Annotated in this window: 12 protein-coding genes; 11 read left to right on the forward strand and 1 reads right to left on the reverse strand. The window is 70.5% G+C overall.

Annotated features, from left to right (window positions below):
- Positions 1-334 precede the first annotated feature (334 nt).
- The 11 genes from uvrC (at position 335) to pgi (ending at position 14,462) form a co-directional block, all read left to right on the forward strand.
- The gene (gene uvrC / locus ACWGIF_RS28470) at positions 335-2,341 is read left to right on the forward strand and encodes an excinuclease ABC subunit UvrC (RefSeq protein WP_453501724.1); all 2,007 of its coding nucleotides are present in this window, start codon (positions 335-337) and stop codon (positions 2,339-2,341) included.
- Positions 2,338-3,285 (forward strand): RNase adapter RapZ, encoded by a 948-nt coding sequence (gene rapZ / locus ACWGIF_RS28475; RefSeq protein WP_030026858.1) that lies wholly within the window; start codon positions 2,338-2,340, stop codon positions 3,283-3,285. Before uvrC ends, rapZ begins: the two co-directional genes overlap by 4 nt.
- The gene (locus ACWGIF_RS28480) at positions 3,282-4,337 is read left to right on the forward strand and encodes a gluconeogenesis factor YvcK family protein (protein WP_453501725.1); all 1,056 of its coding nucleotides are present in this window, start codon (positions 3,282-3,284) and stop codon (positions 4,335-4,337) included. Before rapZ ends, ACWGIF_RS28480 begins: the two co-directional genes overlap by 4 nt.
- Positions 4,328-5,323, forward strand: coding sequence for a DNA-binding protein WhiA (whiA, locus tag ACWGIF_RS28485; protein WP_030009075.1), 996 nt, complete (start codon positions 4,328-4,330; stop codon positions 5,321-5,323). Before ACWGIF_RS28480 ends, whiA begins: the two co-directional genes overlap by 10 nt.
- 138 nt (positions 5,324-5,461) lie before the next feature.
- Positions 5,462-8,419 (forward strand): M14 family zinc carboxypeptidase, encoded by a 2,958-nt coding sequence (locus ACWGIF_RS28490; protein ID WP_453501726.1) that lies wholly within the window; start codon positions 5,462-5,464, stop codon positions 8,417-8,419.
- Positions 8,420-8,628: 209 nt separating this feature from the next.
- Entirely contained in the window at positions 8,629-9,636 is a 1,008-nt protein-coding gene (gene gap / locus ACWGIF_RS28495) for a type I glyceraldehyde-3-phosphate dehydrogenase (protein ID WP_453501728.1), read from the forward strand.
- Between the two features lie 132 nt (positions 9,637-9,768).
- Positions 9,769-10,983, forward strand: coding sequence for a phosphoglycerate kinase (locus ACWGIF_RS28500; protein WP_453501730.1), 1,215 nt, complete (start codon positions 9,769-9,771; stop codon positions 10,981-10,983).
- Positions 10,984-10,989: 6 nt separating this feature from the next.
- The gene (gene tpiA / locus ACWGIF_RS28505; protein WP_453501731.1) at positions 10,990-11,778 is read left to right on the forward strand and encodes a triose-phosphate isomerase; all 789 of its coding nucleotides are present in this window, start codon (positions 10,990-10,992) and stop codon (positions 11,776-11,778) included.
- Positions 11,779-11,907: 129 nt separating this feature from the next.
- Positions 11,908-12,138, forward strand: coding sequence for a preprotein translocase subunit SecG (gene secG, locus ACWGIF_RS28510; protein ID WP_453501765.1), 231 nt, complete (start codon positions 11,908-11,910; stop codon positions 12,136-12,138).
- A 182-nt stretch (positions 12,139-12,320) separates the two neighbouring features.
- A complete protein-coding gene (locus ACWGIF_RS28515) occupies positions 12,321-12,656 on the forward strand; it encodes an RNA polymerase-binding protein RbpA (protein ID WP_453501733.1) in 336 nt (111 codons plus the stop codon).
- A gap of 150 nt (positions 12,657-12,806) precedes the next feature.
- Positions 12,807-14,462 carry a glucose-6-phosphate isomerase gene (gene pgi, locus ACWGIF_RS28520; protein WP_453501766.1) on the forward strand — a complete coding sequence of 552 codons (1,656 nt, stop codon included), beginning with the start codon at positions 12,807-12,809 and terminating at the stop codon, positions 14,460-14,462.
- 61 nt (positions 14,463-14,523) lie between these two features.
- On the opposite strand, the gene pgl is transcribed toward pgi, so the two are convergent.
- A complete protein-coding gene (gene pgl / locus ACWGIF_RS28525) occupies positions 14,524-15,306 on the reverse strand; it encodes a 6-phosphogluconolactonase (protein WP_453501768.1) in 783 nt (260 codons plus the stop codon).
- Between the last annotated feature and the right edge of the window lie 238 nt (positions 15,307-15,544).

The raw sequence follows: 15,544 nt of genomic DNA on the forward strand, positions 1-15,544 counted from the left end.
GAAATACGGGGCTCCGCTCCGGGCCCGCGCCTCAAGCGCCGGCGGGCTGGAGTACGGGAGCTTTGGCCCGGGCCCCGCGCCTCAAACGGCGGCGGGGCTGCAATGCGGGGCTGCGCTCCGAGCCGCACCTCAAGCGCCGGCGGGCTGGAATACGGGAGCTCCGCCCCAGACCCCGCGCCTCAAACGCCGACAGGGCTGAAATACGGGGGCCTCGCCCCCGGTCGTCGGGACTCGTTCGGTTGCGGCCGCGGGTCTCGGCTGAGGCCGGGAAGTCCCGCGCACCGGGCCGGAGGGCTGCGGTCGGTTGTCAGCCCGCGCAAGTAGGGTGGTTGGCATGGCCGACCCTTCCAGCTACCGCCCCAAGCCGGGACAGATCCCCGACTCCCCGGGGGTCTACAAGTTCCGTGACGAGCACCGCCGGGTGATCTACGTCGGGAAGGCCAAGAGCCTGCGCCAGCGCCTGGCCAGTTACTTCCAGGACGTCGCCGGCCTGCATCCCCGTACCGCCACCATGGTGACCACGGCCGCCTCCGTCGAGTGGACCGTGGTCTCCACCGAGGTCGAGGCGCTCCAGCTGGAGTACTCGTGGATCAAGGAGTTCGACCCCCGGTTCAACGTCAAGTACCGGGACGACAAGAGCTACCCCTCCCTCGCCGTGACCCTCAATGAGGAGTACCCGCGGGTCCAGGTCATGCGGGGGCCCAAGAAGAAGGGCGTGCGCTACTTCGGTCCGTACGGGCACGCCTGGGCGATCCGCGAGACCGTCGACCTGATGCTGCGGGTGTTCCCGGTGCGCACGTGCTCCGTGGGAGTGTTCAAGCGCTCCGCCCAGATCGGCCGGCCCTGCCTGCTCGGCTACATCGGCAAGTGCTCCGCGCCCTGCGTCGGCCGGGTCACCCCCGAGGAGCACCGTGAACTGGCCGAGGACTTCTGCGACTTCATGGCCGGCCGCACCGGCACCTACCTCTCCCGGCTGGAGAAGGAGATGCACGCGGCGGCCGAGGAGATGGAGTACGAGAAGGCCGCCCGGCTGCGCGACGACATCGGGGCGCTGCGCCGGGCGATGGAGAAGAACGCCGTCGTGCTCGCCGACGCCACCGACGCCGACCTCATCGCCGTCGCCGAGGACGAGCTCGAAGCCGCGGTGCAGATCTTCCACGTCCGCGGCGGCCGGGTCCGCGGCCAGCGCGGCTGGGTCACCGACAAGGTCGAGGCCGTCGACACGGCCGGGCTCGTCGAGCACGCCCTCCAGCAGCTGTACGGCGAGGAGAAGGGTGAGGCCGTCCCCAAGGAGGTGCTGGTCCCGGCCCTCCCCGAGGACACGCCCGTGCTGAGCCAGTGGCTCGCCGACCGCCGGGGGTCCCAGGTCAGCCTGCGGATACCGCAGCGCGGCGACAAGAAGGCCCTCATGGAGACCGTCCACCGCAACGCGCTGCAGTCCCTCGCCCTGCACAAGACCAAGCGCGCCAGCGACCTCACCACCCGCTCCCGGGCCCTGGAGGAGATCGCCGAGGCCCTGGACCTCGACAGCGCCCCGCTGCGCATCGAATGCTTCGACATCTCCCACCTCCAGGGTGACGACGTCGTCGCCTCGATGGTCGTCTTCGAGGACGGGCTGGCCCGCAAGGGCGAGTACCGGCGCTTCCAGATCAAGTCCTTCGAGGGGCAGGACGACGTCCGCTCCATGCACGAGGTGGTCTCCCGGCGATTCCGGCGCTACCTCCAGGAGAAGCTGAAGACGGGCGAGTGGGAGGCCGAGGAGGGCCAGGCCCCGGAGGAGGACGACGGGCGCCCCAAGCGCTTCGCGTACCCGCCCCAGCTCATCGTGGTCGACGGCGGGCAGCCGCAGGTCGCCGCCGCGAAGCGGGCCCTGGAGGAGCTCGGGGTCGACGACGTCGCCGTGTGCGGCCTGGCCAAGCGGCTGGAGGAGGTCTGGCTGCCGGGAGAGGACGACCCCGTCGTGCTGCCCCGTACCAGCGAGGGCCTCTACCTGCTCCAGCGGGTCCGTGACGAAGCCCACCGGTTCGCCATCCAGTACCAGCGCAACAAGCGCGGCAAGCGCCTGAGGTCCGGCCCCCTGGACGAGGTGGCAGGCCTCGGCGAGAGCCGCAAGCATGCCCTGATCAAGCACTTCGGTTCGGTGAAGAAGCTGAGACAGGCGACAATCGACCAGATCTGCGAGGTCCCGGGCATAGGTCGCAAGACCGCCGAGACGGTGGCCGCGGCCCTCGCCCAGGCGGTTCCCGCTGGTCCTGCCGTCAACATGGCCACAGGAGAGATCATTGAGGATGAGGCTTCCGCGCCAGCGGGAGCATCGTCCGAACGGGGGACCGAGCAATGACCGAGCACGAGACCACGCACGACCGAGACGGAGCACAGGTGAGTACGGGCACGACAGCGGAGCCCGGCGAGACCGCCGAGGCGGCCATCCCCGAGCTGGTGATCATCTCCGGCATGTCCGGGGCCGGCCGCAGTACGGCGGCCAAGTGTCTGGAGGACCTCGGCTGGTTCGTCGTCGACAACCTCCCGCCGGCGCTGATCCCGACCATGGTGGAGCTCGGCGCCCGCTCCCAGGGCAACGTGGCACGCATCGCCGTCGTCGTCGACGTCCGCGGCCGCCAGTTCTTCGACGCCCTGCGTGAGTCCCTCGCCGACCTCGACAGCAAGGGCGTCACCCGCCGCATCGTCTTCCTGGAGTCCTCCGACGACGCGCTGGTCCGCCGCTTCGAGTCGGTCCGCCGCCCGCACCCGCTCCAGGGCGACGGGCGCATCACCGACGGCATCGCCGCCGAGCGCGACCTGCTGCGCGAGCTGCGCGGCGACGCCGACCTGGTGATCGACACCTCCAGCCTGAACGTGCACGAGCTGCGCGCGAAGATGGACGCGCAGTTCGCCGGGGACGAGGAGCCCGAGCTGCGGGCCACCGTCATGTCCTTCGGCTTCAAGTACGGCCTGCCCGTCGACGCCGACCTCGTCGTCGACTGCCGGTTCATCCCGAACCCGCACTGGGTCCCGGAGCTGCGTCCCTTCACCGGGCTCAACGAGGAGGTGTCGGGGTACGTCTTCAGCCAGCCCGGCGCCAAGGAGTTCCTCGACCGATACACCGAACTGCTCCAGCTCATCGCCACCGGCTATCGCCGCGAGGGCAAGCGGTACGTGACCATCGCGGTCGGCTGCACGGGCGGCAAGCACCGCAGCGTGGCCATGTCCGAGAAGCTCGCCGCCCGTCTCGCCTCCGAGGGAGTCGAGACCGTCGTAGTCCACCGGGACATGGGGCGCGAGTGACCTCACGGACCCCGCGGCTGAGCCGTCTGCGCCGCCTCACCCCGGGACGGGGCGAGGACGGCGTGGGCCGCTCCGGCCGCCGGCGTGGCGCCACGCCCAAGGTGGTGGCCCTCGGCGGCGGCCAGGGCCTGTCGGCCTCCCTCGCCGCCCTGCGCCGGATCACCGGTGACCTCACCGCCGTGGTCACCGTCGCCGACGACGGCGGCTCCAGCGGCCGGCTCCGGGAGGAGCTCGGCGTGCTGCCGCCCGGCGATCTGCGCAAGGCGCTGGCCGCGCTGTGCGGGGACGACGACTGGGGCCAGACCTGGGCCCGGGTCATCCAGCACCGCTTCCAGTCCGAGGGCGACCTGCACGGGCACGCGGTCGGCAACCTGCTGATCGTCGCCCTGTGGGAACAGCTCGGCGACCCCGTCCAGGCCCTCGACCTGGTGGGCAGGCTGCTCGGCGCGCAGGGCCGCGTGCTGCCCATGTCGGCGGTCCCCCTTGAGCTCCAGGCCCTGGTCAGGGGGCATGACCCGGCCCGGCCCGAGGACGTGGACACCGTCCGGGGGCAGGCCACCGTGGCCCTCACCCCGGGTGAGGTGCTCTCCGTACAGGTCGTGCCGGGTGACCCGCCGGCCGTGCCGGAGGCCGTCGCGGCGGTCCTGGACGCCGACTGGGTGGTGCTCGGTCCGGGGTCCTGGTTCTCCTCCGTCATCCCGCACCTGCTGGTGCCGCAACTGCTGGACGCGCTGGTCGAGACGAAGGCCCGGCGGGTCCTCTCACTGAACCTCGCGCCGCAACCCGGAGAAACAGAAGGCTTCTCTCCGCAGCGTCATTTGGAGGTTTTGGCCCGACACGCCCCTAAACTCGCCCTGGACGTGGTGCTGGCCGACGAGGCCGCCGTGCCCGACCGCGAGTCCCTCGCCGATGCCGCGAAACGGTTCGGTGCCGCGGTCGAGCTGGCGCCCGTGGCCAGGCAGGACGGCTCTCCGAAGCACGATCCGGAGCTGCTGGCCGCCGCGTACGACCGTATTTTTCGGATGCATGGAAGGATCGGCCCATGGCGATGACGCCCGCGGTGAAGGATGAGATCTCCCGCCTCCCCGTCACCCGCACCTGCTGCAGGAAGGCGGAGGTCTCGGCGATCCTTCGGTTCGCGGGAGGCCTGCACCTGGTGAGCGGCCGCATCGTCATCGAGGCGGAGCTCGACACCGGGATCGCGGCCAGACGCCTGCGCAAGGACATCCTGGAGATCTTCGGCCACTCCTCGGACCTGGTGGTGATGGCCCCCGGCGGATTGCGCCGCGGCAGCCGCTACGTGGTCCGCGTGGTGGCCGGCGGTGACCAGCTGGCGCGGCAGACGGGCCTCGTGGACGGCCGCGGACGCCCCATCAGGGGTCTTCCCCCGCAGGTGGTCTCCGGGGCCACCTGTGACGCGGAGGCGGCCTGGCGCGGCGCCTTCCTGGCCCACGGCTCGCTCACCGAGCCGGGCCGGTCCTCCTCCCTGGAGGTCACCTGCCCCGGCCCGGAGGCCGCCCTGGCCCTGGTGGGCGCCGCCCGCAGGCTCTCCATCGCCGCGAAGGCGCGCGAGGTGCGCGGGGTCGACCGGGTCGTGGTCCGCGACGGCGACGCGATCGGAGCCCTGCTGACCCGGCTCGGCGCGCACGAGTCGGTGCTGGCCTGGGAGGAGCGGCGGATGCGGCGCGAGGTGCGCGCCACCGCCAACCGCCTCGCCAACTTCGACGACGCCAACCTGCGCCGCTCCGCGCGGGCCGCGGTGGCCGCCGGAGCCCGTGTGCAGCGTGCGCTGGAGATCCTCGGCGAGGAGGTCCCCGAGCACCTCGCCGCGGCCGGCCGACTGCGCATGGAGCACAAGCAGGCCTCCCTGGAGGAGCTGGGCGCGCTCGCCGACCCGCCGCTGACCAAGGACGCGGTCGCGGGCCGGATCCGCCGGCTGCTGGCGATGGCCGACAAGCGGGCCCAGGACCTCGGCATCCCGGGCACCGAGTCGAACCTCGACCTCAGCGAGGAGATGGCCGACAACATGGCCGGATAGTCGATACCCGTACGGCAAAGGGGTTCGCGCGATCACTCGTGCGGGCCCCTTCGCCGTACGCCCCATTGACATGAGCATGGGCCGGTCTTGAGTCTGGCGTCCGAAGGCTTTCGTGGCAGACGACGCCCAGGGGGGCACATGAGGCACCGCGCGAGATCGATCCTCGCCGCAAGCGCACTCGTCTTCGCAACCACACTCGCCGCGCTACCTGCGGCGGCCCAGGCCCAGCCCGGCTCCGCCGCACCCGGCGCCGACGAGGTACGGGTGTACGACGCCGACATCACCCGGGAGCAGGTCCCGCTCGTCCTCGCCGCCGGCCAGGACGCCCACGAGCTCACCGAGCGCGCCCCCGAGACCGGGACCGCCCGGGTCGAGCTCTTCCTCACCGGCGGCCAGGCCGCGGACCTCGCCGCCCAGGGCGTGAAGCTCGCCGAGCACAAGGTCCCGGCCCAGGCTCTGGCCCGGGCCAAGGCCGCCGGCGACGGTGTGTTCCGCCCGTACAGCGGCGAGGGCGGACTCCAGGAGGAGATCCTGCGGACCGCCCGGGAGAACCCGGGGCTCACCAAGGTCGTCTCCATCGGCAAGACCGTCCAGGGCAAGGACATCCTCGCCCTGAAGGTCGCCAAGAACGCCCGCAAGACCCGGGACGGAGACAAGCCGTCCGTCCTCTACATGTCCAACCAGCATGCCCGTGAGTGGATCACCCCCGAGATGACCCGGCGGCTGATGCACCACACGCTCGACAACTACGGCAAGGACCCGCGGATCACCAAGCTGGTGGACTCCAGCGAGCTGTGGTTCCTGCTCTCCGCCAACCCGGACGGTTACGACTACACGCACGCCGCCGACGGCCGGCGGCTGTGGCGCAAGAACCTGCGCGACACCAACGGCGACGGCAGCACCGGCCCCGGCGACGGTGTCGACCTCAACCGGAACTTCGCCTTCAAATGGGGCTACGACAACGAGGGTTCCTCGCCGAACCAGGCGAGCGAGACCTACCGCGGCCCGAGCGCATCCTCCGAGCCCGAGACCCGCGCCCTCGACGCCTTCCAGAAGCGCATCGGCTTCGACTACGCCGTCAACTACCACTCCGCGGCCGAGCTGATCCTGTACGGCGTGGGCTGGCAGGTGGCCACCCCCACCCCCGACGACGTGGCCTACAAGGCGCTCGCCGGCACCCCGGAGAACCCGGCGGTCCCGGGCTACCACCCGCAGGTCTCCTCCGAGCTCTACACCACCAACGGCGAGGCCGACGGCCACGCCTCCAACGTCAACGGCATCATGATGTTCACGCCGGAGATGACCACCTGCCAGACGGCCTCGGCCCTCGACCCGGACGACCCGTGGAAGCCCGAGGACTGCGCCTCCGGCTTCAACTTCCCGGACGACGAGAAGCTCATCCAGGCGGAGTTCGCCAAGAACGTCCCCTTCGCCCTCTCGGTCGGCGAAAGCGCCGCACACCCGGACCGTCCGGCGTCCTCCGTGGGCCTGAGCGCCGCGGACTTCACCCTGGACCCCTTCACCACCTCCTACGCGGCCCGCGGCGACGACCAGACGGTCTCCGTCACGGCCCGCAAGGCGCTGAAGGACAAGGAGCTCAACTACCGGATCAACGGCGGTCGCACGCACGACGAGGACCTCGAAGCCTGGAAGGGCGGCGACGTCTACGGCGGCGAAGACAACAACTGGTTCGACGAGTACCGCGCCGAGGTCGACGGCGCGAAGCCCGGCGACAAGGTCGAGGTCTGGTTCACCGGCCGCGACCGCTCCGGCGGGCAGGTCTCCAGCGAGCACTTCACCTACACGGTGGCCGAGCGCCCGCGCGCGGACGTCCTGGTGATCGCCGAAGAGGGGGCAGCGGCCCAGCACGCCCGGACCTACGTCGACGCCCTGCGCGCCAACGGCAGGTCCGCTGCGGTCTGGGACGTCGCCGTCCAGGGCACCCCCCACCACCTCGGGGTGCTCTCCCACTTCCGTACGGCCGTCCACTACACCGGGGCCAAGTCCCCCGGCGGCGACACGCAGCTGGCGGTCCGCGACTTCCTCAACGAGGGCGGCAAGCTGATCGAGGCCGGGGAGCTGGCGGGCGGCAACGCCCAGGTCGGCCGCGCCGTGACCAACGACTTCAGCCAGTACTGGCTCGGCGCGTACGGCCGTACGAGCACCGCCGGAGCCACCGGCTTCACCGGCGCCGGCGCCCTGAACGGGGCGAAGGGGGCCATCGGCGACGCCACGGGCAACCCGCTGAACGCCCCCGGCTCCTACACCGTGACCTCCGAGACCCTGGCGCCCGCGCAGTTCCCGCAGTTCGAGAGCGCCCAGGGGGGCCGGTTCACCGGCGTCGTCAACCCGTACGCCCCCTACGCCGGCGCCGGGATGGCCTCGGCCCTGCACGCCGACGACGACTGGAAGCGGCTGGTCCGCACCCTGGACCTCACCGGCGTCACCGCGGCCGACAAGCCGCAGCTGAAGCTCGCGCTCAACTGGAACACCGAGGGCGGCTACGACCACGCCGCACTGGAAGCCCGTACGGCGGGTGGCGACGACTGGACCACCCTGCCCGACGCGGGCGGCCTGAGCAGCACCACGGTTCCGGAGGAGTGCGCGGCCGGATTCTTCATGAACGGCCACCCGTTCCTGCGCCGCTACCTCACCCTGGACGGCGGCGGCTGCACCCCGCAGGGCACCAGCGGCGCGTGGAACAGCTTCACCGGTTCCTCCGGAGGCTGGAAGCAGGTCGCCTTCGACCTGAGCGCCTACGCGGGCAGGACCGTCGAGGTCTCGCTCTCCTACATCACCGACCCCGGCTCGGGCGGCCGCGGCGTCTTCGCAGACGAGGCACGCCTCTCCGTCGGCGGCGCGGACCAGCCCGTCGAGGGGTTCGAGACCTCCCTCGGCGTCTGGACCGCCCAGGGATCGCCTGCCGGCAGCCCCGATGTTCCCGGAGACTGGTCCCGTACCGCGGAACTGTTCAAGTCCTATGCGGCGGTCACTACGCGTGACACCGTGCTCCTGGGCTTCGGCCTTGAACACATGCCGGCGGCGGCGGACCGCGCGCTACTCGTCGGTAAGGCGCTGCGCACGCTGAACCGCTGATCAGAGGCCCGTTCGTCACTCACCCTGAGTGACGGCGACCAAGTCCCCCGGGGTCCGGTTCCGGAGCGTCAGGAACGGGACTCCGGGGCGTGTCAGGCCCCGACCGATGTCACCCAGAAGCTCACGGAGAGGTAGGGTCGTAAGCGGTCGGGGACATCCCATACAGCTCGCCGGCGCTCTTACCGGCGCACCAACGAGGAGATCGGTTCGTGACGATCCGCGTAGGCATCAACGGTTTTGGCCGAATTGGCCGCAACTATTTCCGGGCGCTCCTGGAGCAGGGAGCGGACATCGAGATCGTCGGTGTCAACGACCTGACTGACAACGCGACCCTGGTACACCTGCTCAAGTACGACACCATCCTGGGCCGCCTGAAGCACGAGGTCAGCCACACCGACGACAGCATCACCGTCGGCGGTCAGACGTTCAAGACCTTTGCCGAGCGTGACCCCGCGAACCTCCCCTGGGGTGAGCTGGGCGCCGACATCGTCATCGAGTCGACCGGCATCTTCACGAAGAAGGCCGACGCCGCCAAGCACATCGCCGCCGGCGCGAAGAAGGTCCTCATCTCGGCTCCGGCCAAGGACGAGGACATCACCATCGTGATGGGCGTCAACCACGACAAGTACGAGGCGGCCAACCACCACGTCATCTCCAACGCCTCCTGCACCACCAACTGCGTGGCGCCGATGGCCAAGGTCCTCGACGAGAACTTCGGCATCGTCAAGGGCATGATGACGACGGTCCACGCGTACACGAACGACCAGCGCATCCTGGACTTCCCGCACTCGGACCTGCGTCGCGCCCGCGCCGCCGCCGAGAACATCATCCCGACGTCCACCGGTGCCGCCAAGGCAACCGCGCTGGTTCTTCCGCAGCTCAAGGGCAAGCTGGACGGCATCGCCATGCGCGTCCCGGTCCCGACGGGCTCGGTCACCGACCTCGTGCTGGAGCTCTCCCGCGAAACCACCGTGGAAGAGATCAACGCGGCCTTCCAGAAGGCCTCCGAGGGTCAGCTCAAGGGCATCCTCGACTACACCGAGGACGCGATCGTCTCTTCCGACATCGTGAACTGGCCGGCGTCCTGCACCTTCGACTCCTCCCTGACCATGGTTCAGGACGGAACGCAGGTCAAGGTCGTCGGCTGGTACGACAACGAGTGGGGCTACTCCAACCGTCTCGTCGACCTCACCGTCTTCGTCGGCGGTCAGCTCTAAGCACGTAGGGCAAGGCACCACGATGTGAGCACAGGGTCCGAGCAGCGCGACGATGCGCCGCACGGGCCCTGTTGCTTGCCTCGTTCTCCCTTCCTCGCCCTTCGAGTGAAGGGCCCAAAGGAGTAGGAACACATGAAGACGATCGATGAACTGCTCGCCGAAGGCGTCAAGGGCAAGCGGGTCTTCGTCCGCGCGGACCTGAACGTCCCGCTGGCCGAGGGCACCATCACCGACGACGGCCGCATCCGCGCCGTCCAGCCCACGATCGCGAAGCTCGCCGCCGCCGGCGCCCGCGTCGTCGTGGCCTCGCACCTTGGCCGCCCCAAGGGGACCGGCGTGGAGCCGGCCTTCTCGCTCGCCCCGGCCGCCGCGCGCCTCGGCGAACTGCTCGGTGCGGACGTCGCGTTCGCCACCGACACGGTCGGCGCCTCCGCCAAGGAGACCGTCGAGGCCCTCACCGACGGCCGTGTGGCCGTCATCGAGAACCTTCGCTTCAACGCCGGTGAGACCTCGAAGGACGACGCCGAGCGCGGCGCCTTCGCGGACCAGCTCGCGGAGCTCGCCGACGTCTACGTCGGTGACGGTTTCGGAGCCGTCCACCGCAAGCACGCCTCCGTCTTCGACCTCCCCGCCCGGCTCCCGCACGCGGCCGGCTCCCTCATCGCCACCGAGGTCGGCGTCCTGAAGAAGCTCACCGCCGAGGTCGAGCGCCCGTACGTCGTCGTCCTGGGCGGCGCCAAGGTCTCCGACAAGCTGGCCGTCATCGACGAGCTGCTCGGCAAGGCCGACCGCATCCTCATCGGCGGCGGCATGGCCTACACCTTCCTCTACGCCAAGGGCTACGAGGTCGGCATCTCCCTGCTCCAGAAGGACCAGGTGGAGGTCGTCAAGGAGTACATGACGCGTGCCGAGGAGACCGGCGTCGAGCTGGTCCTCCCGGTCGACGTGCTGGTCTCCGCGGAGTTCCCGGACCTCAAGGGCAAGACCCCGGCGAACTTCGAGATCGTCGACGCCCAGGCGATCCCCGCGGACAAGGAGGGCCTGGACATCGGTCCCAAGACGCGCGAGCTGTACGCGTCGAAGATCGCCGACGCCAAGACCGTCTTCTGGAACGGCCCGGTCGGCGTCTTCGAGCACCCCGACTACGCCGGAGGCACCTCGGCCGTCGCGCAGGGCCTGCTCGCCAGCAGCGCCTTCACCGTCGTCGGCGGTGGCGACAGTGCCGCCGCGGTCCGCATCCTGGGCTTCGACGAGAATGCATTCGGCCACATCTCGACCGGTGGCGGCGCCTCCCTCGAATACCTCGAGGGCAAGACGCTCCCCGGCCTCGCCGCCCTGGAGGGCTGACCCCTAATGACTGACGCTGTAAACGGCCGCACCCCGCTGATGGCGGGCAACTGGAAGATGAACCTCAACCACCTCGAGGCCATCGCCCACGTCCAGAAGCTCGCCTTCGCCCTCGCCGACAAGGACTACGACGCCGTCGAGGTCGCGGTCCTGCCGCCCTTCGTCGACCTGCGCTCGGTCCAGACCCTGGTCGACGGCGACAAGCTGAGGATCAAGTACGGCGCCCAGGACATCTCCGCGCACGACTCCGGCGCCTACACCGGTGAGATCTCCGGCCCGATGCTGGCGAAGCTGAAGTGCACGTATGTGGCCGTCGGCCACAGCGAGCGCCGCCAGTACCACGGCGAGAACGACGAGATCTGCAACGCCAAGGTCAAGGCCGCCTTCAAGCACGGGCTCACCCCGATCCTGTGCGTCGGCGAGGGCCTGGACGTCCGCAAGGCCGGCGAGCAGGTGCCGTACACGCTGGCCCAGCTCGACGGCGGCCTCAAGGACGTCCCGGCCGACCAGGTCGAGTCCATCGTGATCGCGTACGAGCCCGTGTGGGCCATCGGGACCGGCGAGGTCGCCACCCCCGAGGACGCCCAGGAGGTCTGCGGAGCGATCCGCGGCCGTCTCGCGGAGCTGTACTCGCAGGAGCTGGCCGACAAGGTCCGCATCCAGTACGGCGGCTCGGTGAAGTCCGGGAACATCGCGGCGATCATGGCCCAGCCCGACGTCGACGGCGCCCTGATCGGCGGCGCGGCGCTGGACGCGGACGAGTTCGTCAAGATCGTCCGCTTCCGCGACCAGTGAGTATGCGGTAGGGCCGATCCGTCGTACCCTTGCGGGGGCCAGAGGCTGGACAGCCAGCCGCTGGCCCCCGCGCACATCTCGCAAAGCCGGAAAGCCTGAAAAGCCAGAAAGTAGGAATCAGCCGTGATTATGGGGTTCTCGATCGCCCTGATCGTCTTCAGCGCCCTGCTGATGCTGCTCGTGCTGATGCACAAGGGCAAGGGCGGCGGCCTTTCCGACATGTTCGGCGGCGGCATGCAGTCGTCGGTCGGCGGCTCCTCCGTCGCGGAGCGGAACCTGGACCGCATCACCGTCGCCGTGGGTCTGCTCTGGTTCGCGTGCATCGTCGCGCTCGGCCTGCTGATGAAGTCGAGCAGCTGACGGTTCTCGCCATTCCGGCAGTCCGGTCGGCATTCCCCGGCCTATCATGAGGTCCGGCGTCCATGGCGTGGAATCAGTAACTCCGCTCACTGGACGTGCGTTGGGCCTTACGTAGACTTGGGCGCTCCGCGGCGGAAAATCCACTCACACTCCGCGGCACCATCACGCAGGGAGTTACGACCGTGGCAAGTGGCAACGCGATCCGTGGTAGCCGGGTCGGAGCGGGGCCGATGGGTGAGGCAGAGCGCGGCGAGTCCGCGCCCCGCCTGCGCATCTCCTTCTGGTGCTCGAACGGGCACGAGACGCAGCCGAGCTTCGCCAGCGACGCGCAGGTGCCGGACACCTGGGACTGCCCGCGCTGCGGGTTCCCGGCCGGCCAGGACCGGGCCAACCCGCCCGCGCCGCCGCGCACCGAGCCGTACAAGACGCACTTGGCGTACGTACGGGAACGGCGCTCGGACGCCGACGGCGAGGCGATCCTCGCGGAGGCGCTCGCCAAGCTCCGCGGCGAGATCTGACACCGCCCGACGTGTGTGACGTGAGGCCCGGCCCCACAGGAGGTTCTCCTGTGGGGCCGGGCCTCTTTGTGTGCGTTGCGCCGCTTCTGATCCCTTAAGTTGGAGAACGGCGGGGCACGACAGGACGGAAGAAGTGGGTTGATGGCCGAGATGAAGGCAGGCAGCGGTACGAAGCTCAACCGGACGCCCGAGTGGCTGGCACTCGGGAAGCACCGGGAGCAGTTCGGGCAGACGCATCTGCGGGAGCTCTTCGAGGAGAACCCCGCGCGCGGCGCCGACTACACCCTGCAGGTGGGGGACCTGCACATCGACTACTCGAAGCAGCTCGTGACCGACGAGACGCTCGCGCTGCTGCGCGAGCTGGCCGCCGCCACCGGCGTGGCCGAGCTGCGCGAGGCGATGTTCCGCGGCGAGAAGATCAACACGACCGAGGGCCGGGCGGTCCTGCACACCGCTCTGCGCGCGCCGAGCGATGCCGTCGTCGAGGTGGACGGCGAGGACGTGGTCCCCGGCGTGCACGCCGTCCTCGACAAGATGGCGGCCTTCTCCGACAGGATCAGGTCGGGGGAGTGGACCGGCTTCACCGGCCGGCGCATCAAGAACGTCGTCAACATCGGTATCGGCGGCTCCGACCTGGGTCCGGCCATGGCGTACGAGGCCCTGCGCGCCTTCGCCGACCGCGCCCTGACCGTGCGCTTCGTGTCCAACGTCGACGGCGCGGACCTGCACGAGGCCGTACGGGACCTGGACCCGGCCGAGACGCTGTTCATCGTCGCCTCCAAGACGTTCACCACCATCGAGACCATCACCAACGCCACGTCGGCGCGCGGCTGGCTGCTCGCCGGCCTGGGCGGAGACCAGGCCGCCGTGGCACGGCACTTCGTGGCGCTGTCGACCAACGCCGAGAAGGTCACCGACTTCGGCATCGATCCGGCCAACATGTTCGAGTTCTGGGACTGGGTCGGCGGACGCTACTCCTTCGATTCGGCCATCGGTCTCTCGCTGATGATCGCGATCGGTCCGGAGGCCTTCCGGCAGATGCTGGACGGCTTCCATCTGATGGACGAGCACTTCCGCACGGCGCCCGCCGAGGAGAACGCCCCCCTGCTGATGGGCCTGTTGGGGATCTGGTACGGCGCCTTCTTCGACGCGCAGTCGCACGCGGTGCTCCCGTACAGCCACTACCTCTCCCGCTTCACGGCGTACTTGCAGCAGCTGGACATGGAGTCGAACGGCAAGTCCGTTGACCGGGACGGCGATCCGGTGGAGTGGCAGACCGGCCCGGTGGTGTGGGGCACGCCCGGAACCAACGGGCAGCACGCCTATTACCAGCTGATCCACCAGGGGACGAAGGTGATCCCCGCGGACTTCATCGGCTTCGCCCGGCCGGTGGCCGAGCTGGAGGCGGCCCCGGCGGCCCAGCACGACCTGCTGATGGCCAACTTCTTCGCGCAGACTCAGGCGCTGGCCTTCGGCAAGACGGCGGACGAGGTGCGTGCCGAAGGCGCCCCGGAATCGCTGGTCCCGCACAAGACCTTCCACGGGAACCACCCGACGACCACCATCCTGGCGACCGAGCTCACCCCGGCGGTGCTGGGCCAGCTGATCGCGCTGTACGAGCACAAGGTGTTCGTACAGGGCGCGGTGTGGAACATCGACTCCTTCGACCAGTGGGGCGTCGAACTCGGCAAGGTGCTCGCCAAGCGCGTCGAGCCCGCGCTGACCGAGGGCGCGGACGTACCGGGCCTGGACGCCTCGACGAAGGCACTGGTCGCCACCTACCGGCAGCTGCGCGGCCGGAGCTGACCTCGCGGACGCCGAAGGGCCCGCTCTCCCGGAGGAGGGCGGGCCCTTCGCGTCGTACCGGTCAGGAGGAGGCCGGGGGGTACATCCCGGTCGGGAGTTTGGCCGCCGCCGCGCGGTCCAGGAGCCACAGGGTGCGGGAGCGGCCGTACGCGGCCGCCGCCGGGGCCTGGACCTCGCCCGCGCCTCCGAGCGCGAGGGACACGGCGCCGGCCTTGTCCTCGCCCGCGGCCAGGAGCCAGACCTCACGGGCCGCCCGGATCGCCGGGAGGGTCAGCGAGATCCGGGTGGGCGGCGGCTTCGGGGCGCCGTGGACGCCCACCACCGTCCGCTCGGTCTCACGGGCCGCCGGGTGCTCCGGGAAGAGGGAGGCCACGTGCGTGTCCGGGCCCACGCCCAGCATCAGCACGTCGAAGCGGGGGACCGGGCCGTGGTCCTCCGGGCCGGCCGCCTTCGCCAGCTCGGCCGCATAGGCGGCCGCCGCCGCGTCCACGTCCGCCCCGTAGGGGCCGTCCGAGGCCGGCATCACGTGGACCCGCGCGGGGTTCACCGGGACCGAGTCCAGGAGGGCCTCGCGGGCCTGGTTGTGGTTGCGGTCGGGGTCGCCGGCGGGGACGTACCGCTCGTCGCCCCACCACAGGTCCAGCCGCGGCCAGTCGACGGCGTCGCGCGCCGGGGCGGCGGCCAGTGCCGCGAGCAGGCCGTTGCCGTTGCGTCCGCCGGTGAGGACCACGGACGCGGTGCCGCGGGCCGTCTGCGCGTCCACGATCTTCGTGATGAGCCGGGCCGCCGTGGCCTGGGCCATCAGTTCCTTGTCCCGGTGGACGACGACCTGGGGAGTCGTCATACCCATGTGCTGCCGCCTTGTGTGTAGTTCCGGGGGTGCGGTGGTGCGGGTGCCGCTGCGCGAGACCTTTCCCCCACTCCGCCCCTTCCCGAAACCGGGGGCTCCGCCCCGGAACCCGCGCCTCGAACGCCGGCGAGGCTGAATCTTTCGCCTGTCCGGCGCTTGAGGACCGGGTCCGGGCGGAGCCCGGTTGCGGGGAGGGGAGGGGAGGAGACGGGAGGGGCGGGGAAAGTCCCGC

The sequence above is a fragment of the Streptomyces sp. NPDC054849 genome, from assembly GCF_053610945.1.

Bases quoted from the DNA above. Each gene is read 5' to 3' on its own strand.
- pgi (WP_453501766.1), top strand. From the start codon at position 12,807: ATGAAGGCAGGCAGCGGTACGAAGCTCAACCGGACGCCCGAGTGGCTG.
- ACWGIF_RS28500 (WP_453501730.1), top strand. From the start codon at position 9,769: ATGAAGACGATCGATGAACTGCTCGCCGAAGGCGTCAAGGGCAAGCGG.
- pgl (WP_453501768.1), bottom strand. From the start codon at position 15,306: ATGACGACTCCCCAGGTCGTCGTCCACCGGGACAAGGAACTGATGGCC.
- secG (WP_453501765.1), top strand. From the start codon at position 11,908: ATGGGGTTCTCGATCGCCCTGATCGTCTTCAGCGCCCTGCTGATGCTG.
- uvrC (WP_453501724.1), top strand. From the start codon at position 335: ATGGCCGACCCTTCCAGCTACCGCCCCAAGCCGGGACAGATCCCCGAC.
- ACWGIF_RS28490 (WP_453501726.1), top strand. From the start codon at position 5,462: ATGAGGCACCGCGCGAGATCGATCCTCGCCGCAAGCGCACTCGTCTTC.
- tpiA (WP_453501731.1), top strand. From the start codon at position 10,990: ATGACTGACGCTGTAAACGGCCGCACCCCGCTGATGGCGGGCAACTGG.
- whiA (WP_030009075.1), top strand. From the start codon at position 4,328: ATGGCGATGACGCCCGCGGTGAAGGATGAGATCTCCCGCCTCCCCGTC.
- rapZ (WP_030026858.1), top strand. From the start codon at position 2,338: ATGACCGAGCACGAGACCACGCACGACCGAGACGGAGCACAGGTGAGT.